The organism is Saccharopolyspora endophytica, assembly GCF_018070075.1.
GTDB classification, from domain to species: domain Bacteria; phylum Actinomycetota; class Actinomycetes; order Mycobacteriales; family Pseudonocardiaceae; genus Saccharopolyspora; species Saccharopolyspora endophytica.
The window spans coordinates 122,189-144,663 of the sequence record NZ_JAGPXE010000012.1; the positions used below are offsets into that span (position 1 = coordinate 122,189).

General features: G+C 70.2%; 23 protein-coding genes. 1 reads left to right on the forward strand and 22 read right to left on the reverse strand.

Annotated features, from left to right (window positions below):
- The first annotated feature begins 231 nt into the window (after positions 1-231).
- Positions 232-753, forward strand: coding sequence for a M23 family metallopeptidase (locus KBO27_RS25145; RefSeq protein ID WP_210972345.1), 522 nt, complete (start codon positions 232-234; stop codon positions 751-753).
- A gap of 8 nt (positions 754-761) precedes the next feature.
- Here the strand turns inward: KBO27_RS25145 and whiG are convergent, their stop codons facing one another.
- From whiG to KBO27_RS25255, 22 genes are all read right to left on the reverse strand, one after another.
- Positions 762-1,712, reverse strand: coding sequence for an RNA polymerase sigma factor WhiG (gene whiG / locus KBO27_RS25150; RefSeq protein ID WP_210972346.1), 951 nt, complete (start codon positions 1,710-1,712; stop codon positions 762-764).
- The gene (locus KBO27_RS25155; protein WP_210972347.1) at positions 1,687-2,661 is read right to left on the reverse strand and encodes a tyrosine recombinase XerC; all 975 of its coding nucleotides are present in this window, start codon (positions 2,659-2,661) and stop codon (positions 1,687-1,689) included. Before KBO27_RS25155 ends, whiG begins: the two co-directional genes overlap by 26 nt.
- 212 nt (positions 2,662-2,873) lie before the next feature.
- Entirely contained in the window at positions 2,874-4,034 is a 1,161-nt protein-coding gene (gene dprA / locus KBO27_RS25160; RefSeq protein ID WP_210972348.1) for a DNA-processing protein DprA, read from the reverse strand.
- Positions 4,034-5,545, reverse strand: a complete 1,512-nt coding sequence (locus tag KBO27_RS25165; RefSeq protein ID WP_210972349.1) for a YifB family Mg chelatase-like AAA ATPase — start codon at positions 5,543-5,545, stop codon at positions 4,034-4,036. The genes dprA and KBO27_RS25165 overlap by 1 nt, the downstream gene beginning before the upstream one ends.
- 1 nt (position 5,546) lies before the next feature.
- Positions 5,547-5,948: a YraN family protein gene (locus KBO27_RS25170; RefSeq protein WP_307870602.1), complete on the reverse strand. Its 402-nt coding sequence runs from the start codon at positions 5,946-5,948 to the stop codon at positions 5,547-5,549.
- Positions 5,949-6,249: 301 nt separating this feature from the next.
- Positions 6,250-6,573 (reverse strand): DUF2469 domain-containing protein, encoded by a 324-nt coding sequence (locus tag KBO27_RS25175; RefSeq protein WP_132627485.1) that lies wholly within the window; start codon positions 6,571-6,573, stop codon positions 6,250-6,252.
- Positions 6,574-6,606: 33 nt separating this feature from the next.
- Positions 6,607-7,359 (reverse strand): ribonuclease HII, encoded by a 753-nt coding sequence (locus tag KBO27_RS25180; protein ID WP_132677798.1) that lies wholly within the window; start codon positions 7,357-7,359, stop codon positions 6,607-6,609.
- 7 nt (positions 7,360-7,366) lie between these two features.
- Positions 7,367-8,272, reverse strand: coding sequence for a signal peptidase I (lepB, locus tag KBO27_RS25185; RefSeq protein ID WP_307870603.1), 906 nt, complete (start codon positions 8,270-8,272; stop codon positions 7,367-7,369).
- 227 nt (positions 8,273-8,499) lie between these two features.
- Complete coding sequence (rplS, locus tag KBO27_RS25190) at positions 8,500-8,859, reverse strand: 50S ribosomal protein L19 (RefSeq protein WP_132627488.1); 360 nt, start codon at positions 8,857-8,859, stop codon at positions 8,500-8,502.
- Between the two features lie 196 nt (positions 8,860-9,055).
- Positions 9,056-9,847 carry a tRNA (guanosine(37)-N1)-methyltransferase TrmD gene (trmD, locus tag KBO27_RS25195; RefSeq protein ID WP_210972351.1) on the reverse strand — a complete coding sequence of 264 codons (792 nt, stop codon included), beginning with the start codon at positions 9,845-9,847 and terminating at the stop codon, positions 9,056-9,058.
- Positions 9,848-9,959: 112 nt separating this feature from the next.
- Positions 9,960-10,526, reverse strand: coding sequence for a ribosome maturation factor RimM (rimM, locus tag KBO27_RS25200; RefSeq protein WP_210972352.1), 567 nt, complete (start codon positions 10,524-10,526; stop codon positions 9,960-9,962).
- A 5-nt stretch (positions 10,527-10,531) separates the two neighbouring features.
- Positions 10,532-10,771 carry an RNA-binding protein gene (locus KBO27_RS25205; protein WP_093413382.1) on the reverse strand — a complete coding sequence of 80 codons (240 nt, stop codon included), beginning with the start codon at positions 10,769-10,771 and terminating at the stop codon, positions 10,532-10,534.
- Complete coding sequence (rpsP, locus tag KBO27_RS25210) at positions 10,768-11,232, reverse strand: 30S ribosomal protein S16 (protein WP_210972353.1); 465 nt, start codon at positions 11,230-11,232, stop codon at positions 10,768-10,770. The genes KBO27_RS25205 and rpsP overlap by 4 nt, the downstream gene beginning before the upstream one ends.
- A 359-nt stretch (positions 11,233-11,591) precedes the next feature.
- Positions 11,592-12,287: a CPBP family intramembrane glutamic endopeptidase gene (locus KBO27_RS25215; RefSeq protein WP_372448880.1), complete on the reverse strand. Its 696-nt coding sequence runs from the start codon at positions 12,285-12,287 to the stop codon at positions 11,592-11,594.
- A gap of 181 nt (positions 12,288-12,468) precedes the next feature.
- Positions 12,469-13,224: a CPBP family intramembrane glutamic endopeptidase gene (locus tag KBO27_RS25220; protein WP_132677806.1), complete on the reverse strand. Its 756-nt coding sequence runs from the start codon at positions 13,222-13,224 to the stop codon at positions 12,469-12,471.
- Between the two features lie 142 nt (positions 13,225-13,366).
- A complete protein-coding gene (locus KBO27_RS25225; protein ID WP_210972354.1) occupies positions 13,367-14,437 on the reverse strand; it encodes a metal-dependent hydrolase family protein in 1,071 nt (356 codons plus the stop codon).
- Positions 14,434-15,996 (reverse strand): signal recognition particle protein, encoded by a 1,563-nt coding sequence (ffh, locus tag KBO27_RS25230; RefSeq protein ID WP_210972355.1) that lies wholly within the window; start codon positions 15,994-15,996, stop codon positions 14,434-14,436. Before ffh ends, KBO27_RS25225 begins: the two co-directional genes overlap by 4 nt.
- Positions 15,997-16,273: 277 nt before the next feature.
- Positions 16,274-18,016 carry a DEAD/DEAH box helicase gene (locus KBO27_RS25235; protein WP_210972356.1) on the reverse strand — a complete coding sequence of 581 codons (1,743 nt, stop codon included), beginning with the start codon at positions 18,014-18,016 and terminating at the stop codon, positions 16,274-16,276.
- 299 nt (positions 18,017-18,315) lie between these two features.
- Positions 18,316-18,897 carry an AAA family ATPase gene (locus tag KBO27_RS25240; RefSeq protein WP_307870605.1) on the reverse strand — a complete coding sequence of 194 codons (582 nt, stop codon included), beginning with the start codon at positions 18,895-18,897 and terminating at the stop codon, positions 18,316-18,318.
- A gap of 422 nt (positions 18,898-19,319) precedes the next feature.
- Entirely contained in the window at positions 19,320-19,658 is a 339-nt protein-coding gene (locus tag KBO27_RS25245; protein WP_210972357.1) for a P-II family nitrogen regulator, read from the reverse strand.
- Complete coding sequence (locus KBO27_RS25250; protein WP_210972358.1) at positions 19,655-20,995, reverse strand: ammonium transporter; 1,341 nt, start codon at positions 20,993-20,995, stop codon at positions 19,655-19,657. The genes KBO27_RS25245 and KBO27_RS25250 overlap by 4 nt, the downstream gene beginning before the upstream one ends.
- Before the next feature lie 122 nt (positions 20,996-21,117).
- Complete coding sequence (locus KBO27_RS25255; RefSeq protein ID WP_307870606.1) at positions 21,118-22,338, reverse strand: CynX/NimT family MFS transporter; 1,221 nt, start codon at positions 22,336-22,338, stop codon at positions 21,118-21,120.
- Positions 22,339-22,475: the final 137 nt, after the last annotated feature.

The following is a 22,475-nucleotide window of genomic DNA, read 5'->3' on the forward strand; positions in this document are numbered from 1 at the left end:
ACCCGGTGGCCTGCCGACAGGGACCCGGAAGAATCCGGGGCCACCTGAGCGGCGGCCTACGCGCGGGCACGCGTAGTCGGTTCGCGCGGACACGAAACCGCGTGAACAGTGTACTGGACGCGCAACCCACCACCCGACCGCGCACCAGGAGTTGTCCACAGCGGTCCGGTTTGTCCACAGATTCGCCGTCGGTCCTGGTCATCGCCGACTCGGGCGGGCCACGTTGGATCCATGCGAATCCTGATCGCGATCCTCTCCGGCGCGGCCCTCGCCTGCTCCGCAGCCCTTACCGCGGCGGCCGCACCACCGGCCTCGCCCGCGCGGTCCGCCGAGCCGAGCTCAGCCGCGGGTTTCGGCTGGCCGCTGGCCCCGCCACCCGCGGTGGCACGGCCGTTCGAGGCGCCCGATTCGGCGTTCGGCCCGGGGCATCGCGGAGTCGATCTGGTCGGCGAGGCCGGACAGCCGGTGCTGGCGGCCGCCGACGGGGTCGTGGTGCACGCGGGCTGGCTGGTCGACCGCGCGGTGGTGTCGGTCGAGCACGCCGGAGGACTGCGCACCAGTTACGAACCGGTCGCCCCGGCCGTCGCGGCGGGCGATCGGGTCGCGCGGGGTCAGGTGATCGGCCACCTGGAACCCGGGCATCCCGGGTGCGCGCACCCCGCGTGCCTGCACTGGGGCCTGCGCGAGGGCGAGCGCTACCGGGACCCCCTGGAACTGATCGCACCGGGCCGCGTGCGGCTGCTGCCCTGGTGAGGAGGGGATCAGCCCGGTTCGGTGAGCTTCGTGCGCAGCCGCAGGACCGCTCGGGTGTGCAGCTGGCAGACGCGGGACTCGGTGACGCCCAGGACTCGGCCGATCTCGGCGAGCGTGAGGTTCTCGAAGTAGTAGAGGGTCACCACGACCCGGTCCCGCTCGCTGAGCCGCTCGACGGCTTCGGCGAGCTGGCGGCGGCTGTCGCGATCGACCAGCGCCGCCACCGGGTCCTCGGCGCGGTCGTCCGGCAGCGTCTCGGCCAGCGACGCCTGCGCGTGGCCTGCGCCGATCAGGTCGTCCAGCGCGACGACGCTGGTCATCTGCAGCTGCGCGAACAGTTCGCGCAGCTCTTCGAGGGACAGTTCGAGCTCGTCGGCGAGTTCCGCATCCGTGGCCGTGCGCTGGAGCTTGGCCTCCAGGCGCTCCAAAGCCCGTTCCACGTCGCGCGCGCGGCTGCGCACCGAGCGCGGCACCCAGTCCTGGGCGCGCAGGTCGTCGAGGATCGCACCTCGGATGCGCTGCATCGCGTAGGTCTCGAACTTCAGCCCGCGCTCGGGCTCGAACTTCTCGATCGCGTCGACCAGGCCGAATATCCCGGACTGGATCAGGTCGGAGATCTCCACGTGCGAGGGCAGGCCGGTGCCCACACGTCCGGCGACGTACTTGACCAGCGGCGCGTAGTGCAGCACCAGCCGGTCGCGCAGCTCCTGGGTCGGCCGTTCCCCGAACGCCTGCCACAGCGCGACGATGCCGGCTTCGACCTCGTCACCGCTGCGCTGGCCGTTGGTTCCCCACGCCGACTCGACGGTGGCCAGCGCGAGTGCACCGGGCAGCTTCGGCCGGTTTCCGTTGGCCGCACCGTCGTGGTCGCGGGCGCTCACCGGTGCCGAGCTCGATCTCGCGGCCACCGTGTTGGCGCCGCCCCCGGCATGGTCAGGAACGGGGGTGGGTTCGGTCATGGATCGCCTTCAGCCGTTCAACGGTCACGTGGGTGTAAAGCTGGGTCGTTGCGAGCGTAGCGTGACCAAGCAACTCCTGAACGCTACGGAGGTCTGCGCCACCTTCCAACAAATGGGTCGCAGCCGAGTGCCGAAGTCCGTGCGGCCCCAGATCCGGCGCACCGCCGACCGCGCCGACGGCGTCGTGCACGGTCCGCCGCGCTGTCCTGGGATCGAGGCGTCCACCCCGGACTCCCAGGAACAACGCCGAGTTTGACGGATCACGTAGCAGTTTAGGCCGCCCGCTGTGGAGCCATCGACCGAGTGCCGCATCGGCGGGCAGGCCGAACGGCACAGCGCGCTCCTTGTCGCCCTTGCCGATGACGCGGAGCACACGTCTTTCACGGTCCACATCGCCGACGTCCAGGCCGCACAGTTCGGCCACCCGAACACCGGTGGCGTACAGCACTTCCACGACCGCGTGATCACGGAGAGCAACCGGATCGCCCTGCTCGGCGCCGGATGCCGACGCGCTCATCGCCTCGCCGGCCTGGTCGGCGCGCAGCACCGGCGGCAGCTTGCGCGGGCGCGAGGGAACGGCCAGCCGCGGGCCGGGATCGGCGGGAAGCAGCCCGGCCTTGAACGCCCACGCCGTGAACGCGCGCGCGGACGCCGTCCTGCGGGCCAGCGTCGATCGGCTGACACCCGCGCTGTGCTGGGTGGACAGCCATTCCCGCAGCACCGACAGGTCGAGCCCGCGCACCCCGGCGTCGCCCGCGACTCCGGCCAGGTGGGCTAAGAGCGAGACGACGTCGGTGACGTATCCGCGCACGGTGTGGGCGGAGAGTCCCCGCTCGACGGCGAGGTGCCGCTCGAAGGAGTCCACAGCGGAGCCCAGCTCTTCAGGCAGTCCGGCCCGAACCTCGCGGAGGTCGGGTCGGCTCGCTCGCGCGGGACGTCCACCGGTCATACCCACGACGCTCGTCGCAATCGATTCGCCGGTCAAGCATCGCCACGCGAATTGCGCTGTTTCCGAACTCACGTTGCGAAATCATGCCATTACGTGTTGACACGAAAATCGCTGTGGCGAGCGGCTGTCCACGGCCGAACACGCAGATCGGAGTCGGTTTCCCCTTCCATTCTCCGGAATCTCTTTCACTTACCTTTCCTGCATCTTTCTCCTCAACTCGTGATCGCGATCCACCCGCTTTCCGTCCGTTTCGCGAAACCACCGAGTTCCAGCTCGACGAGCACGGCCCGCACCCGCCCCAGCGGCAACCCGCAGTCGCGGGCCAGCTCGTCATTCCCCGCGGACTCCACGCCCCTCAGCGCGTCGTGAACCCGCCGCGCGTCCGGGTGCAGCCGATCCGTGGCGCGCGACCGGGCAACAACCTCCTCCACCGGGCTCACCCCCAGCGGGCTGAGCAGCTCGACGACCTCCTCGGTGCGGGTGACCAGCACCGCCTGCCCCGAGCGCACCATCGCGTGGCAACCCACCGAGTTCTGCGAGGTGACCGGACCCGGCACCGCCAGCACCGGACGCCCCAGCAGATCCGCGGTGTTGGCGGTGTTGGCCGCACCGCTGCGCGCGCCCGCCTCCACCACGACGGTGGCCCGGCCCATCGCGGCGATCAGCCGGTTGCGCACCAGGAACCGGTGCTTGCGCGGTGGCGTTCCCGGCGGGTACTCGCTGATCACCGCGCCCTGGTCGGCGATGGCGCGCAGCAACCTGCCGTGTCCCGCCGGGTAGTCCACGTCCGCGCCGCAGGCCAGGAACGCCACCGTGCGCCCACCGGCCGACAGCGCGCCCCGGTGCGCCGCACCGTCGATGCCGTAGGCCGCGCCGGAGACCACGGTGAACCCCGCCCCGGACAGGCCGTGGCCGAACTCCGCCGCCACGTGCTCGCCGTACCCGGACGCCGCACGAGCTCCCACCACGGCCACGGCGCGCTCGGTGCACGCCGCGGGCTCGGCCCGCCCGCGCACCCACAGCGCGAGCGGCTCGGCCATGTCCGGCAGGTCCATCTCGCGCGCGCCGGTGAGCTCCGAGAACGCCTCGCACGGCCAATCCGGCCGCTCCGGGATGAACAGCCGGAGTCCCGCCGCCTCGCCCGCGCGCAGCAGCCGCTCGCCCGACACTGCGTCACGCCTGGCCTCCACCTCCGCCAGCACCGGTTCCGGTGCCCGCCGCCGCAGGATCGCGTCCACGGCGCCCCGCGCACCGCGCTCGGCGACGAACCGGGCCAAGGCCCGGGCCGGTGGCTCGGCCACCGCCGACAGGAAAGCCCTGGCCTGCAGCAGTTCCTGCCTGGTCTTCTCGCTCAGCGAAGCCCACGCGCCCATCACACCGCCCTCCTGTCCCGGAACTCCAGCGCTGCGGCGACGTGATCGGCCGTTGGCCGGGGACTCGCGTCGAGATCCGCCAGCGTCCACGCCACCCGCAGGCACCGGTCGGCTCCGCGCGCGGTGATCGCGCCCGCCTCCAATCCCCGTTCCAGCAGCGCCGTCGTCTGCTCCGGCAGCGCGAACTCCTTGCGCAACGCCGGCCCTGGCACTTCGGTGTTGGTCTGCCAGCCGTGATCGGCCCACCGCTCCCGCGCCACCGCCCGCGCCCGCTCGACCCGCTCGCGCACGACCGCCGTGCTCTCCGGCTCGGTGCCCGCGCGGGTGCTCATCGCCGAGATCGGCCGAGTGCGCACCCGCAGGTCCACCCGGTCCAGCAGCGGACCGGACAACTTGCCCAGATAGCGCCGCCGCGCCTGCGGAGCGCACTGGCAGTCCAGCTCACGGGGCGGTGCGCAGGGGCACGGGTTCGTGGCCAGCACGAGCTGGAACCGCGCCGGGTAGCGCAGCGTGCCGTCGCGACGGGCCAATCTGATCTCCCCCTCCTCCAGTGCCGTGCGCAACGCCTCCAACCGCTTCGGGCCGAGCTCGCACGCCTCGTCGAGCAGCAAGATCCCCCGGTGCGCCCGGCTGACGGCTCCCGGTCTGGCCAGTCCCGTGCCGCCGCCGATCAGCGCCGGGATCGACAGCGACGGGTGCGGGGCCACGAACGGAGGTCGGCGCACCAGGAACTCCGTGGACTCCTCGCTCAGCGAGCGCAGAGCCGTGACCTCCAGCGATTCGGTAACGGTCAGTTCGGGCAGCAGCCCGCACAGCCGCTTGGCCAGCATCGTCTTGCCGGTGCCCGGCGGCCCCACCATGAGCAGGTGATGGCCACCGGCGGCGGCGACCTCCAGCGCCCAGCGCGCCTCCGGCTGACCGAGCACGTCGGACAGGTCCGGCACGCCCTCGCGCCCCGGCTCGACGACCGGCGGCGGGTCCTCCCGCAGCTCCGCCAGCTCGCGCAGCCACGCGATGACCTCCTGCAGGTGCTCGGCGCCGAGGATCTCGATGCCGTCCACCAGGTGCGCTTCGCCCAAGCCGTCCACCGGCACCACCGCGCGCCGCACACCGGACCGGCGAGCGGCCAGCAGCGCGGGCAGCAGCCCTCGCACCCCGCGCAGCCGACCGTCGAGGGCCAGCTCGCCGAACAGCACCGTGCCCCGCAACCGGTGCGGCGGCACCTGCTCGCTGGCGGCCAGCACCGCGCAGGCCAGCGCCAGGTCGTAGGACGTGCCGCCCTTGGGCAGAGCGGCCGGCGACAGCGCCAGCGTGATCACCCGGTCCGCCGGCCACTCCTCCCGGCAGTTCTGGATGGCCGCGGACACCCGGTTCTTGGCCTCCTTCAGCGCGTTGTCGGGCAGGCCGATCAACTGCACCGAGGGCAGCCCGGAGCGCACGTCGGCCTCGATCTCCACGAGCACTCCGTCGACGCCGAACAGGGCGACGGCCCAGGTCTTGCGCAGCGCCATCTCAGAACACCCCCTCGAGGTGCTCGACGCGCGCGGGTTCCCCCGGTGGCCACAGCACCGAGACGACGTCGAAGCGGACCCGGCAGCCGACCAGGTCGCGCTCGGAGAGCCACGCCCTGGCCACACCCCGCACCCTGGCGATCTTGTCCGGGCCGATGGCGTGCAGCGGGCCGCCGTAATCCACCCCGGATCGCGCTTTGACCTCGCAGAACACCACGAGGTCTCCATCGGTGGCGACGATGTCGAGCTCACCGCGCGGGCATCGCCAGTTGCGGTCCAGCACGATCAGCCCGCTCCGCTCCAGCAGCTCGGCGGCCATCCGCTCGCCGACCCTGCCCAGCTCGTGCCTGCGCCCGCCGGCCAGGTGATCGGACAGCGGCGCGGTGATCTTCTCGGTGCCCACGGGGAACCTCCTCGGGAATCGAATCGACGGTTCCCGTTCCGGGAGGGGTGAAAACCGCTCAGCACCAGCCATTCCGGGAACGGGATGAACTCCACGTTGCCCATCCCGAGCCGAAATGCCAAACAGATTTCCGAATCTGTGGATGAATTGGTCCCCTGTGGACAATCAGTGCTCACACCTACGTGTGGTGGATTTCGTGTATCCGGGTATTCACAGAACCACTCGATCGCACTGCGCGCACGAAAAAGCCCGGACGGTCGAATTCGACCGTCCGGGCGCCTGCGACGTGTTCCGGGTTCCCCTACGACCCGAAAGGCCCGTTCTCCGGCAACCGGAGATCGGGCTTGTCCAGCTCCTCGACGTTGACGTCCTTGAACGTGATCACCCGAACGTTCTTGACGAACCTCGCCGGGCGATACATGTCCCAAACCCAGGCGTCGGACATCGACACCTCGAAGTAGACCTCCGAGTCGGAGTTGCGCACCTGCACGTCCACCGCGTTGGCCAGGTAGAAGCGCCGTTCGGTCTCCACGACGTAGGTGAACTGACCGACGATGTCGCGATACTCCTTGTAGAGCTGCAGCTCCATCTCGGTCTCGTACTTTTCGAGATCCTCGGCGCTCATCGGTGTGCGAGCCCTTCTGCGTTTCCGTTCGGACTACAAGGCCTCATTGTCCACCACTTCCCCCTTCGAAGCATCGAACAAACCGGGCTTGCTGGTCACAGCGCGCGGCGAGCGCATCCCGTGCTTCGTGGCGGCGGCCACGACGTTCGCGTAGGACCAGCGGTGCTGGACGCACGGACCGTGCTCGGTCATGCGCGCCGAGTGCAGCGGCGTGCTGTAGCCCTTGTGCACGTCGAAGGCGTACTCCGGGAACCCCTCGTGCAGCTCACCGGCCATCAACCTGTCCCGGGTGACCTTGGCCAGCACCGATGCCGCCGCCACGCACGCCGCGACCAGGTCTCCCTTGACGACGGCCACGCTCGGGGTCGCCAGGCCCTGCACCTTGAAACCGTCGGTGAGCACGTAGCCGGGGTGCTCGGTCAGCTGCGCCACCGAGCGGCGCATGCCCTCCAGGTTGGCGACGTGAATGCCCAGCGCATCGACGTCCTCGGCCGGGATCACCACGGTCGAGCAGCTCAGCGCGCGCGAGGTGATGCGGTCGTAGAGCCGCTCCCGGTCGGCCTCGGTCAGCACCTTGGAGTCGGTCAGGCCGTCGAAGCGCTTCGCATCACCCGGCTTGAGCACGCACGCGGCGACCACCAGCGGCCCGGCGCACGCGCCTCGCCCGGCCTCGTCCACACCGGCGACCGGGCCCAGCCCCCGGCGATCCAGGGCGCTCTGCAGGGCCCAGTTGCCGCTGCTGCGCCGGATCACCGACCGGGGTGGCCGGAAGTCCGTCACCGTCACTTCGATGTCACTCCGACTGCCGTCGCTTGCTCACTGCACCGACGAGCCTACGACCCATCCAGACCGCGGGGAACGCCGCGGCGAACCCCACGCCCAGCGGCAGCCCGCCCTGCCAGGCCGGCGCACCCAGCGCCGTCGACTGCGGGTTGGGCTCCGGGATGCTCTGCCAGCGGGTCGGCGGCAGCACGATCACCTGCGCCTTGCCGATGACGTTGTCCACCGGGACGGCGCCGTTGGTGCCGCCACCGCCCTGAACGCGGGAGTCGGAGGAGTCGTTGCGGTTGTCACCCATCACCCACAGGTGCCCCTGCGGAACGGTGACCGGCGCGAACTCGTCCTGGCCGACGCCGCGGCCCGGCTCCCAGTACACGTAGGGCTCGTTGAGCGGCTTGCCGTCCACCAGGACCCGGTTCTGCGGGTCGCAGCACTCGACGGTCTGGCCGCCGACGGCGATGACCCGCTTGACGAAGTCCTTCTCGTCCGGCGCGCCGAAGCCCAGCAGCGCGACCGCGCCCTGGAAGAAGCCCGCGACCGGGTTGGTGGACTCCTCGGCGGTGAACTCGTTCTGCACCCACGGCTGCGGACCGCGGAAGACCACGACGTCGCCGGGCTCGGGTTCGGAGAAGCGGTAGGAAACCTTGTCGACCAGCACCCGGTCGTTGTTGCAACCGGTGCAGCCGTGCAGCGTCTGCTCCATCGACTGGGACGGGATCACGTACACCCGGGCCAGGAACGCCTGGATGAGCACCGTGAGCACCAGGGCGGTCACGATCAGGATGGGCAACTCCACCCAGAAGGAAGACTTCTTCTTGCCCTTCGACTTCGGGTGTTGAGACCCCCTGTCGGGAGCACCCTCACGGTGCTCCGAGTCCTGGGGCTCTTCCGCTGATCCGCTGCGCATGACGTCGGCCACCCGGCCAGGCTACTTGAACCGGCTCAGGGGCCCTCGCGCTCCCCCGGCGCGGCGGACCGGGAAACCCGCCCGGTTCCGCCTCGATGACGTGCGATTTTCCGGAACATCCCGTTCCGGGGTCAGCACCTGCACTCGCTGGGCCTGCATTGATCACCCGAAGGTGGACAGCAGAAGGGCCCGGACGCTTTCGCGGCCGGGCCCCTCAGAACTGCAACGTCTCGCGTCGATCAGGACGCCGAAGCGGTCTCCCGCTTCTCCTTGATCTTCGCCGCCTTGCCGCGCCGGTCGCGCAGGTAGTACAGCTTCGCCCGCCGGACATCGCCGCGCGAGACGACCTCGATCTGCGCGATGTTCGGGGTGTGCACCGGGAAAGTCCGCTCCACACCGACACCGAAGGAAACCTTGCGCACGGTGAAGGTCTCCCGGATGCCATCGCCCTGGCGGCGGATGACTGCGCCCTGGAAGACCTGAGTCCGCTCGCGCGAACCCTCGATGACGCGGACGTGAACCTTCAGCGTGTCACCGGGCCGGAAGGCCGGGATGTCGGAACGCAGCGACTGGGCGTCCAACGCGTCCAGGGTGTTCATCGGTGGTCCGTCCTCATCCGTGTCGAAGGCACCCGTGTTCTCACATGTCGATGACCCGACCTGGAAGGTGGGCACCGCCCGACACGGGGTGAACTTGCTCTTTGCGCATGTCGAACCAGGTGGCTCGACTGCATCAACCTGTCCAGTGTGCCAGATCCGCATTTCGTCGCCCGATCCGGCCCCTTCAACGAGGGGCTCAGCGCGACGCGTCTCCGGTCTCACCGACATCGTCGGAAGCATCCGACGCACGCAGTTTATCGAGCTGTTTCCGGTCGGCCTTATCCAGGTCCCCCTCGGGCAACGCCGAGAGCAGTTCCGGCCGCCGGTGGTAGGTCCGCTCCAGCGCCTGATCCCGCCGCCAGCGGGCGATCGCGGCGTGGTTGCCCGAGCGCAGGACGTCGGGAACCGGGCGTTCGCGCCACACCTCGGGACGGGTGTAGCAGGGGCCCTCCAGCAGACCGTCCGAGAAGGAGTCCTGCTCCGCCGACAGCGGGTTGCCCAGCACTCCGGGCAGCAGCCGCACAACGGCCTCGATCATCGTCAGCGCGGCGACCTCACCGCCGACCAGCACGTAGTCGCCGATGGAGACCTCTTCGACGGGCATCCGGGTGGCGGCGTCGTCGATGACCCGCTGGTCGATGCCCTCGTACCGGCCGCAGGCGAAGACCAGCCACGGGTCCTGCGACCAGCGCACGGCGGTCTTCTGGTCGAAGGGCCGCCCGGCCGGGGTCGGCACGACCAGCCGGGGCGTGGCCTCCTGCGCGGCGCAGACCTCGTCGAGGGCCTCGCCCCAGACGTCGGGCTTCATCACCATGCCCGGGCCGCCGCCGTAGGGGCTGTCGTCGACCGCGCGGTGCACGTCGTGGGTCCAGTCGCGCAGGTCGTGCACGCCGACGGAGATCCGCTCGCGCTCGATGGCCTTGCCCAGCAGCGCTTCCCGCAGCGGGTTCAGGTAGTCGGGGAAGATCGTGATGACGTCGATGCGCATGGTGGCCTCGTCTGGGAAACGCCCGCGAACGGGCGCACTGCGGTGGATCCTTGCACGCCGGCGAAGCCGCTTCGAGCAACTCGCGCTGCGCACGACCGCCTCGACCGCCGGCTCAGTCCAGCAGGCCCTCGGGCGGGTCGAGCACGACCCTGCCGGCGTCGAGGTCGACCTCGGGGACGATGGCGGAGACGAACGGCACCAGGGCTTCTCGTTCGCCCTTCTCGGCCTCCGGGTCCGCGATGGTGATCGCGAGGAGTTCGCCCGCGGGCGAGTGCAGCACGTCGCGCACCACGCCCACGTCCTCACCGGAGACCAGGGCCGCGCGCAGCCCGATCAGCTCGGTGTCGTGGAACTCGTCGGGGTCCTCGGGCGACTCGGCCTCGTCGGCGGAGACCGTCAGCAGCGCACCGCGCAGCTCCTCCGCCGCGTCCCGGCCGTCCACGCCCTCAGCGCGCACCAACAGCCGCCCGGCGTGCTGCCGGGCGGCTGTCACGGTGAGGCTCTGCGCGCTCTTGTTCTTGCTCTGACCGGCTCCTCGGCGCTTCAATCCGAGCACCGAGCCGGGAACGAACCGCAGCTCCGGGCTGTCGGTGAGCACCTCGACGACGAGCTCGCCCCGCACGCCATGCGGCCGCACCACGCGCCCCACTGCGAGGGCCTCCGGCTGAAGTTCGTTCATCCCGATCAGCGGTCGGTGTCGACCACGTCGACCCGGATACCGCGACCACCGATGCCGGTCATCACGGTCCGCAGCGCGGTGGCGGTGCGCCCGCCGCGTCCGATGACCTTGCCCAGGTCGTCCGGGTTGACGTGCACCTCGAGGGTGCGACCACGCCGGGTCGTCAGCAGCTGGACGCGGACATCGTCGGGGTTGTCGACGATGCCGCGCACCAGGTGTTCAAGCGCGTCCGAGAGGACCGTCACGCCTGACCGTCCTCGGACTTCTGCTCGGCAGCCTTGTCCTCGGCCTTGTCCTCAGCCTTGGCCTCGGACTTCTTGCCACCCTTCTTCTTCGGGGTGGTGGCCTCGACGGTCGGCTCCTCGCCGGCGGCGGCGAGAGCGGCCTCGAACAGCTCCTGCTTGCTGGTCTTCGGCTCGGCGACCTTCAGGGTGCCCTCGGCGCCCGGCAGGCCCTTGTGCTTCTGCCAGTCGCCGGTGATCTCCAGGATGTTGCGCACCGGTTCGGTCGGCTGCGCGCCGACACCCAGCCAGTACTGCGCCCGCTCCGAGTCGACGATGATGCCGCTCGGGTTCTCCTTCGGGTGGTACTGACCGATCGTCTCGATGACCCGGCCGTTGCGACGGGTGCGGGCATCCGCGATGACGATGCGGTAGTGCGGCTCCCGGATCTTGCCGATCCGCGCGAGCTTGATCTTCACAGCCACGGGTGCTGGTGCTCCTCAGACTCTCATTGGTGCTCCGGTGAGCGATGCGCAAACCGCGTGGGGCAGCGATTCGCAAAGCTCGTAGGTCAAATCGCCGACAAGAGGTGAGAGGGACCCCAAGCAGCGAACAGCAACCCATTCTGCCAGACGCTCATCGCCAGTGGCGACCGGGGCATCTTGCTCGGCGGTGCGGGTAGGAGAACCTCAGACGCCCTCTGGCTCCGGGCGCCGCTCCTGATGTATGCCAATACACGGCGTCACGGCGTCCTCACCAGAGGACGTCTGAGAACCTCCGGCGGCGCCAGCTGCTCAGGTGGATCACCGAGAAAGCCGGCTCCGCCGCTTGCCCGATGGTCGGCTCAGGTGGGCATCAGGCCCAGTGAGACCAGGAGCAGGCCCAGTGCGGGCAGGAAGTTGTTGACCTGGTGGGCGATCACGCTGGCCGTGAGGCGACCGGTGACCATCCTGGCCAGACCGATCGGGATGGTGATCACCAGCAGCAGCCAGGTGCGGGCCGGCTCCAGGTGGCCGATCGCGAACACCGCGGTGCTCAGCACGAACACGTTGAGCTGGCTCCAGCGCAGCCGCTCCATCGCGCCCCACAGCAGACCGCGGTAGAGCAGCTCCTCGCACAGCGGTGCGACCAGCCAGACGTGCAGGCACAGCAGCACCGCCACCACCGGCGGCAACCGGACGCCGTCGAGGACGCTGCTCACCGTGGACGTCTGACCCGGCTCGGCCCAGTGCGTCCACAGCATGGTGGCGATCGTGGTGGTGACCAGTCCGACGCCACCGATGGCCAGCCCGGTCCTGACGTCCGACCAGCGCCACTCCAGCCCGAAGTCCTGCACGGGGCCGTTGCCGCGCAGCACGGTGATGAGCACCGCCACACCACCTGCCAGCAGGGTCGGCAGCACCAGCATCAGCACGATGGACCACACGCCCGGTGCGCCGAACGCGGCGGCCAGCACCACCGAGGTCAGCACGAACACCGCTTCGGCGAAGAAGAAGGCCCCCAGCCCCCAGCGGTGCGTGCGCACCGGCGGTTCGGCCACCCAGGTGCGGCCGCCGGGTGCCGGATCGCCGACTCCGGATTCTTGTGTGTGCACGAGCGCCTCCGTGATGCCGAACAGCGGATCGACGACCCGCGTGACGATGTCGGCTGACACCGGCGGAAGCCGTCAGACTACTGCGGTGCCGAGCCGGGTCACGATCACCTCGTCTCGGGCGGAGTGTTCATCTGGCCACGGCGAACAGCAGGAGTGCCGGCAGGAAGTTGTTGGTGGCGTGGGCGACCATGCTGGCCGACACCCGCCCGGTGATCATCCGCGCCATCCCGATGGCCAGCCCGCCGACGAACAGCACCGGCGTCCGCCACACCTCCTGGTGTATCAGGGCGAAGATCACCGAGGTCAGGATGAGGATCGCGACGCGCGGGATCCGGTAGTGCTCCATCGCGCCCCACAGGGCACCGCGCATCAGCAGCTCCTCGGTCAGCGGCGCACCCAGGAACGCGAACAGCGCGAACAGGAACAACCAGACCGTCCGGTCTCCTTGCATCAGCCTGGTCAGGTCGGATTCCGGGGGCGGGCCGGTGACCGCGATGACCACCAGCGTCACCATCCACGAACCGAACAGCGCGCAGAGCCCGCAGATCAGGCCGACCTTCACGTCGCGGCGCCGGGGCAGGATGCCGAAGTCGGCGCGCAGCCCGTGACCCCGCCACCACGAGAAGACCGCGGGAATCAGACCGAGCAGGATGTTCGGCGCGAACGCGACCAGCAGCAGCGGGCCGGTGTTCGGCGGTTGCGAGGGGTTGAACCCGCCGTCGGGCTCCCGCACGGCGCCGAGGATGACCACGGCCAGGTAGTAGCCGCCGTATCCGAGGAAGAACGCCGCGAAGCCCCAGGCCAGCGAGCCCCGTCTGGCCGCTTCCAGCTGCGCCTCCCAGAACTTGGGGTGCAGGTCGGCGGTGCCGTCCACCCGACGCATCGGTTGAAGGTAAGGATCCCGCTTCTCCCCCACAAGACGCTCCCCTCGACCTACCAACCCTAAGGGTTCGCACACGGGAACGCTGTGTCGCCGATCGGAGGCGGAAACGATTGCGGGGACCGTTTTCAGACTGTTCGAAGGACTAGAAGACCTTGCCGCCTAGCAGGATTCGACTCGGCGAGCGGAGAACGTCCAGGTCCTTGCGCGGGTCTGCGTCGTAGCACACCAGGTCAGCGAGGGCGCCGTGCTCCAGGCCCGACCAGCCCAGCCACTCCCGCGCGCCCCAGGAGGCCGCGCTGAGGGCCTGCTCGGTGGACATGCCGACGCGGTGCAGCGCGGCGACCTCATCGGCCAGCACGCCGTGCGGGATGCCGCCTCCGGCGTCGGTGCCCGCGTAGACCGGGATGCCGGCCTCGATGGCCTTGGCCACGGTGCTGTCGGCGCGCTCGTAGAGGGCGGTCATGTGCGTGGCGTAGTCCGGGTACTTCGTCGCGGCGGCGGCGAAGCCCGGGAAGTTCTCCACGTTGACCAGGGTCGGCACCAGGGCGGTCCCGCGTGCGGCCATCAGTTCGACGGTCTCGTCGGTCAGGCCGGTGCCGTGTTCGATGCAGTCGATGCCCGCGTTGATCAGGCCGGGCAGCGCGTCCTCGCCGAACACGTGGGCGGTGACGCGGGCGCCGAGCCGGTGCGCGGTGTCGATGGCCTCGGCCAGCACCTCGTCGCTCCACAGCGGGGCCAGGTCGCCCACCGAGCGGTCGATCCAGTCGCCGACGAGCTTGATCCAGCCGTCGCCGTAAGCCGCCTGCTCGGCGACCGCGGCGGGCAGGTCCTGCTCGTCGTCGAGGTCGTCGGACAGCTTCGGGATGTAGCGCTTGGGGCGGGCCAGGTGCTTGCCCGCGCGGATGATGCGCGGCAGGTCGTCGCGCTGCTGCAGCGGCCGGGTGTCGATCGGCGAACCGCAGTCGCGGATCAGCAGGGTGCCCGCGTCGCGGTCGGTCTCGGCCTGGGTGACGGCCTCGTCGAGCTCGACCGGCCCCTGGGTTCCGATGCCGACGTGGCAGTGCGCGTCGACCAGGCCGGGCAGCACGTACCCGCCGTCGAAGACGGTCTCGGCGCCGGCGACCGGTTCCCACGAGATCCGGCCGTCGGCGATCCACAGGTCCCGCTGCGCGCCCTCGGGCAGCACCGTGGCGCGCAGGTGCAGCGCCGTCACTGGTCCTTCTTGCCGAAGTTCAGCTTCGACGGGTCGAAGCCGGGCGGGAGCTGGTTGGCGGTGGGGTCCAGTTTGGACAGATCCGGACCGGCTCCGCCGCCCATGCCGGGCATTCCGCCCGGGGGAAGACCGGGGAAACCGCCGGGCACGCCCTTCATGCCCTTCGGCGGGGTCGGGCCGCCCTTGCCCTTCTTGCCCTTCTTCCCCTTCTTGCCCTTGCGGTTCTTGCTGCCGCCGCCTCCGCCGCCGAAGCCGCCGAACTGGCCGGCCATCCGCTGCATCATCTTGCGGGCCTCGAAGAACCGGTTGACCAGGTCGTTGATGTCGCCGACGGTCACGCCCGAACCGCGCGCGATGCGCTGGCGCCGGGAGGCGTTGATGATCTTCGGGTCGGCGCGCTCGGCCGGGGTCATGCCGCGGATGATCGCCTGGATGCGGTCGAGCTGCTTCTCGTCGAAGTTGGCCAGCTGGTCCTTCATCTGGCCCGCGCCCGGCAGCATGCCCAGCAGGTTCTGCAGCGGACCCATCCGCCGCACCGCCTGCATCTGCTCCAGGAAGTCCTCCAGGGTCAGCTGGCCGGTGCCCAGCTTCTCCGCGGCCTTCTCGGCCTGCTCCTGGTCGAAGGCCTGCTCGGCCTGCTCGATCAGGGTGAGCATGTCACCCATGCCCAGGATCCGGTTGCCCATCCGGTCCGGGTGGAAGACGTCGAAGTCCTCCAGCTTCTCGCCGCTGGAGGCGAACATGATCGGCTGGCCGGTGACCTCGCGGACCGACAGCGCGGCACCACCGCGGGCGTCACCGTCGAGCTTGGTCAGCACCACGCCGGAGAAGCCCACGCCGTCGCGGAACGCCTCGGCGGTGGTCACCGCGTCCTGACCGATCATCGCGTCCAGGACGAACAGGATCTCGTCCGGCGAGACCGCGTCCCGGATGTCGGCGGCCTGCTTCATCATCTCCTCGTCGACGCCCAGCCGTCCGGCGGTGTCGACGATGACGATGTCGTGCTGCGCGCGCTTGGCTTCCTCGATGCTGTCGCGGGAGACCTGCACCGGGTCGCCGACGCCGTTGCCCGGCTCGGGAGCGAACACCGGGACGCCGGCGCGCTCACCGACCACCTGCAGCTGGTTGACGGCGTTCGGCCGCTGCAGGTCGCAGGCCACCAGCATCGGCGTGTGGCCCTGACCGGACAGCCACTTGGCGAGCTTGCCCGCCAGCGTCGTCTTACCCGCACCCTGCAGACCCGCGAGCATGATCACCGTCGGCGGGGTCTTGGCCAGCTCCAGGCGACGGGTCTCACCGCCGAGGATCGTGACCAGTTCCTCGTTGACGATCTTGACGACCTGCTGGGCCGGGTTCAGCGCCTGCGAGACCTCGGAGCCCTTGGCCCGCTCCTTGACACCCTTGATGAACCCGCGCACGACGGGAAGCGCCACGTCCGCTTCGAGCAGGGCGATGCGGATCTCCCGCGCGGTGGCGTCGATGTCGGCTTCCGACAGCCGCCCCTTGCCGCGCAGGTTCGTCAGGACCGAGGTGAGCCGGTCGGAGAGAGTGTCGAACACGGGTTCACGGGCTCCAGAGTCGATGGATGTACCTGGGTACCTATGCGAGGGTAACCGACCGGTTTTGAAGACCTATTTCCTCGGTTTGCTTGGCGGTGCGGGTAGCGGAACCTGACACGCCTCCTGGCTCCGGGATCCGCGACTCATGTATGCCAATACACAACGCTGCGGCTGTCCTCACCAGAAGGCGTGTCAGAACCCGCGGCGGTGCGAGCTGCGAGGGTGGCCTCGCAGCTCGCGGCTACGCCGCTTGCAGTCGAACCGAGAGAACTCGGACTTAGGCTCCGGTGTGCCGGAGGTCGCGCTTGGGGCCGGTGCGGTGCTGCTGCGGGGAGCGCTGGGCGGTGCCCTGGCCCTTGCGGTGCGGGCGCGGCTTGTTGTCGCGGTCCCGGTTGCCGGCGGGGCGGCGCGGGCGGCGGCTGATGAACTCGCCGTCGGCGCGGGTGATCTTCAGGCCACGACCGGCCACCTGGGTGGCGCGCAGCTTGGTCAGCAGCTCCTCGGGCAGGTCCGCGGGCAGCTCGATCAGCGTGTGCTCGTTGCGGATGTCGATGTGCCCGATGTACTTGCTGGGCACACCGCCCTCGTTGGCGAGCGCACCGACCAGGGCGCGCGGCGTGACGCGGTTCCGGCGGCCGACCTCGACCCGGTAGGTCTCGGTGTCGGCGTTGTTGCTGTGGAACGTCGGGCCGTCGCGGCGCGCCGGCTCCGGCTCGGCCTCCAGCAGCAGCGGGCGCTCCCCCTGGGCCATCGCGGCGAGGGCCGCGGCGATCTCCGAGGCGGGCACGTCGTGGGTGCGCTCGTACTCGTTGACCAGCTCCTGGAAGACCTCCAGGCCGCCCTTGGCCAGCGTGTCGGTGATGCTCTGCGCGAACTTCGCCAGACGGCGGTCGTTGACCGCGTCGATGCTCGGCAGCTCCATCTGCGTGATCTGCTGGCGGGTGGCCCGCTCGATGGCGCGCAGCAGGTGGCGCTCGCGCGGGGAGACGAACAGGATCGCCTCGCCGCTGCGCCCGGCACGACCGGTGCGGCCCACGCGGTGCACGTAGGACTCGGTGTCGTGCGGGATGTCGTAGTTGAGCACGTGCGAGATGCGCTCGACGTCGAGACCGCGCGCGGCCACGTCGGTGGCCACCAGGATGTCGATCTTGCCGTCGCGCAGGTGACCGATGGTGCGCTCGCGCTGGGCCTGGGCGATGTCACCGTTGATGGCCGAGGCGCTGAAACCGCGCGCCTGCAGCTTCTCCGCGAGCTCCTCGGTGAGCTGCTTGGTGCGCACGAACACGATCATCGCGTCGAAGGTCTCGACCTCGAGGATGCGGGTCAGCGCGTCCAGCTTGTTGGAGGCGCGCACCGGCACGTGCCGCTGGTTGATGTTGGTGGCGGTGGAGGTCTTGGTCTTGACCGAGATCTCCGCCGGGTTGTTCAGGTAGTTCTGCGTGATCTTGCGGATGCCCTGCGGCATCGTCGCCGAGAACAGCGCGACCTGGCGCTGGCTGGGAACCGACTGCAGGATCTTCTCGACGTCCTCGATGAAGCCCATGCGCAGCATCTCGTCGGCCTCGTCGAGCACCAGGTTCTTCAGCGCGCTGAGGTCCAGCGAGCCCTTCTCCAGGTGGTCGATGAGCCGACCCGGGGTGCCGACGACGACGTGCGCGCCGCGGCGCAGACCCGCCAGCTGCGGGCCGTACCCGGTGCCGCCGTAGATCGGCAGCACGTGGAAGCCGGGCAGGTGCGAGGCGTAGCGCTGGAACGCCTCGGAGACCTGGATGGCCAGCTCACGGGTGGGCGCCAGCACCAGGGCCTGCGGCTTGGTGGTGGTCAGGTCCATGTTGGACAGAATCGGCAGCGCGAACGCGGCGGTCTTGCCGGTACCGGTCTGCGCCAGGCCCAGCACGTCGCGGCCTTCCAGCAGCAGCGGGATCGTCTGCTCCTGGATCGGCGACGGGGCCTCGTACCCGATCTCGGTCAGCGTCTTCTGGACGCGCTCGTCGAGTTCGAGTTCAGCGAAAGTAGGCATGCGGAACGCGGGTCTCCCTAGGTGGGTCGGCGGTGGGCTGATCGCGGAATAAAGGTCCGGCGCCACCCCGCGCGTGCTGACGGGGCTGTGCGTCCACTCGGTGGCGTGCGGCGAACCTGCTTGGACTCCGCTTGCGCTTGTCGAACCGCGCGCTCCACCCGACGCACACCCTGTTGCCAGTGACCCGCAGCTCGAAAAATCTCAGCCTGGCGCAGCGACATCTGGCCGCAGCACCGGGGGTCCAGGGTAGTCATCGCGATCAGTTGATGTCGGCCCGCCCCTGCCCAAGGGGACGCAGGTCACGTCTCCACGTCGAGCCGCAGGCCATCGGCCACCTGAGAACGGGTGAACAGGTGCACCCGGCGCCAGCCGATCAGCCGCTCACCGGCCAGGAGGCGCCGGTGCATCCGCTCGGCCCGCAGCACGTGCCGCTGGAAGGAGCTCGCTCGGATCAGCCTGCCCCGCGCCCGCTGCCCGTCCAGCGCCGAGTCGGCGTCGGCGTGCAGCCACAGCAGCACCGTCCGCCGCCCGCTCAGGCGCGCGAAGACCAGCAGCATCAGCCGCGTGCTCGCCCTGGTCGCGGGCTCGTGCGCGACCACCGGGCCGCGGCCGACCAGGCACGCCCACAGGATCCGGGAGCGGTGCAGCAGGTGCACCAGCGGCCGGTAGTAGCGGTACGGGATGCCGGGAGAGAGGGAGCGCAGCCTGGCGCGCACCTGCTCGGAATCCAGCCGGACCACGTCCTCGCCGGAGCGCATCTTGGCCAGCACGGTGCTCTTGCCCGCACCGGGCACACCGGCGAGCACGACCAGCGAACGGCGACCCACCCGCACCGAAGGCGTCGGGTCGGCAGCGACGGGAGATGCGTCCGAAATGTCCACCAGGACTCCAGGTTACGCGCTCCCGATCATGGAAGGCGGGGAAGTGATCACCGCCGCACCGACGAGGAGGCGGCCCGCTCCCCCTGAGCAGGCCGCCTCGTCGAACTCCCCGGTGCGTTACGGGGTCCCGCACCCGGTTCACACGTGGGAGGCCCTGTCCCCCGCCTCCCACGTCCCCCTCCTGCGATCGCGGAGCCCCGCGAAGCCCGCCCGACCCCCAGTACGGGCGCGATCCCCGGTCCTCCCTGATCACCGCGTCGCACCACGAAGTCTGCCCGCACCAGCGCCCGCGCGAGACCGTGAAGCTGCCCGAATGCGACTGCGTAGTTGTACGCATCCGCTCCGGGGGAAGCTGCCGACGACCACGACCAAGAGCGCCTCCCGGCTCTCGGCCGGGAGGCGCTCCATGGGGTCTGATCAGGTCAGATGGCGGCCACGCCGGTCTCGCCGGTGCGCACCCGCACGACGCTCTCGACCGCGGTCACCCACACCTTGCCGTCGCCCACCTTGCCGGTGCGGGCGGCGTTGACGATCCCCTCCACGACCTTGTCCACGTCGGTCTCGTCGACCAGGACCTCCACGCGGGACTTCTCGATGAAGTCCACCGAGTACTCAGCACCCCGGTAGACCTCGGTGTGGCCCTTCTGCCTGCCGTAGCCCTCGGCGTCGCTCACGGTCATGCCCAGCACGCCCAGCTTGCCGAGCTCGTCCTTGAGATCGTCCACCTTCTGCGGCTGAACGATCGCGGTCACCAGCTTCATGCGCGGCTGCCCTCCAGCTTGCGGTCTTCGACGTCGCCGGCCGAAGCAGCGGCTCGCCGAGCGGATCGGTCATCCCCGAAGTGGTACGCGGTCTCCGCGTGCTCGGTCTCGTCGATGCCCGCGGCCTCGTCCTCCTCGCTCAGCCGGAAGCCGATGGTCGCCTTCACGATCAGGGCCAGGAGCAGGCTGAGCACGAACGAGTAGATCAGCACCGCGAAGGCTCCGACGGCCTGCCGCCACAGTTGATCCAGTCCACCGCCGTAGAACAGGCCCGCCACGCCCGCCGGGGCTTCCGCCGAGGCGAACAGACCCACCAGCAGCGTGCCCAGCAGGCCACCGACGAGGTGGACGCCGACGACGTCGAGGGAATCGTCGTAGCCGAACGTGAACTTCAGGCTCACCGCCAGCGCGCAGGCCGCGCCCGTGATCGCACCGATCGCGATGGCGCCCAGCGGCGTCACCGACGAGCAGGCCGGGGTGATCGCGACCAGACCGGCCACGATGCCCGACGCCGCACCCAGCGTGGTGGCGTGACCGTCGCGCAGCCGCTCCACCAGCAGCCAGCCCAGCATCGCCGCGCTGGTGGCGACCAGCGTGTTGACCAGGACGAACGCCGCGGTGTTGTCGGCGGCCAGCGCCGAGCCGGCGTTGAAGCCGAACCAGCCGAACCACAGCAGGCCGGCGCCGAGGACCACGAACGGCAGGTTGTGCGGCTTGCCGACGCCCTTGGGCCAGTTCCTGCGCTTGCCCAGCACCAGCACCAGGGCCAGCGCGGCGGCACCGGCGTTGATGTGGACCGCCGTGCCACCCGCGAAGTCGATCGCGGCCAGGCGGTTGGCGATCCAGCCGCCGACGCCGGTCACGTTGCCCGCGTCGTCGGTGTCGTCGAAGTCGAAGACCCAGTGCGCGACCGGGAAGTACACCACGACTGCCCACAGCGCGGCGAACAGCAGCCACGGGCCGAAGCGGGCGCGGTCGGCGATGGCGCCGGAGATCAGCGCGACCGTCAGGATCGCGAACATCGCCTGGAAACCGACGAAGGCCAGCGACGGGATCGTGCCCGACAGCGAGTCCTCACCGAGCAGGCCCGCCAGACCGAAGTTCTCGAAGGGGTTCGCCAGCAGCCCCAGCCCACCGATGTCGGTGGCGAAGGCCATCGAGTAGCCGAACAGCACCCACAGCACGCCGATCACGCCGATCGAGCCGAGGCTCATCATCAGCATGTTCAGCACGCCCCGGGACCGGACCATGCCGCCGTAGAAGAACGCCAGCCCCGGAGTCATCAGCAGGACAAGAGCGGCGCTCACGAGCACCCATGCGGTATCGCCTGAATTCACATTGCCTCCCCGTGCGAACCGAGTTGGGCCGCATCTTGGGAAATGCCTGTTTCAGGCGAAGCGTCGTGCTGTAACGCAGGCGTGAAATGTGACCCACCCGCTGTTACGGGGACGTGCGCAGGTCAATTCGGTGTTACGCGGCCGATCACCGACGGGACCTGGACCGGCCTGCCGACGGAGAGCCCGAAGCCCAGCCAGCCCGCTGAGCAGGCCAGGATCAGCACCAGCGGCAGCGTCCACGCGCCGGAGACGTCGTGCAGCAGACCGATGAGCAGCGGGCCCGCCGCAGCGATGAGATAACCCCCACCTTGGGCCATTCCGGACAAGGCGGTCGTGGTGTCGCTGTCCGGCGAGCGCAGCCCCAGCAGCGTCAGCGCCAGGCCGAACGCCGCGCCCTGGGCCAGCCCCAGCACCACCACCGCGGGCCACAGCAGTCCGGTGGGGCCGAGCAGGATTCCGCCGAAGCCGAACATGAGCATCAGCGCCAGCACCACGATGATCGGCCGCTGGTCGCGCAAGCGCCGGCACAGCAGCGGGATCGACATCGACCCGGCGGCCTGGATCGCCGCCTGCACGCCCAGCGCGAGCCCCGCCAGCTCCGGGCTCATCCCCCGGCTCTGCAGCATCGTCGGCAGCCAGCCGAACACGACGTAGGCCAGCGAGGACTGCAAGCCCATGAAGAAGGTGAGGTGCCAGGCCAGCGGGCTGCGCCACAGGATTCCCGGGCTGACCGGCTTCGGCGCGGCGACCGCGCTGCCGCGCACGGCGACCAGGCTGATCACCAGGGCCACCAGCACCGGAACGGCCAACAGCCCCAGCGGCGCCCGCCACTCCGAGCCCAGCGCGTGCCCGATCGGCACCACGGCGGCGGCCGCGAACGCGCCGCCCAGCGTCAGGCACATCGTGTAGACGGCGGTGACCACCGGGACCGTGTGCGGGAAGTCGCGCTTGATCAGGCCGGGCACGGCGACGTTGGCGACCGCGATGCCCGCGCCGACCACGACCGTTCCCGCCAGCAGCGTCGGGATGTCGCCGAACGCGCGCAGCGAATTGCCGATCAGCAGCACCACCAGGCAGCCCAGCAGCACCCGCTCATCGCCGAAGCGCTGGCGCAGCCGCGGCGCGACGAACGCGAACGCGCCCAGGCACACCACCGGCAGGGTCGTCAGCACCCCGCTGAACGTCCCCGTCACCCCGAGGTCTCGCTGGATGCGGTCCAGCAGCGGCGCCACCGCCGTGAACGGTGGCCGCAACGCCAAGGCCACCAGCACGACCACGACCACGGTCACGATGGCGGTGACCCGCTGGGTCCGCGGCGCTCCCCCCTGGACTCCGGTACCCACGCGACGTTCCTTCCCGAAAGAGCTGGTCAGACTGCAGAGCTGGTCGGACTGCGACGAGATCCGCTCGGCGGCGTCGCGGGCTCAACTCAACTACATGGAACGCCCGTACCACAAACTCTCGCGCAGTGAACCTGCAC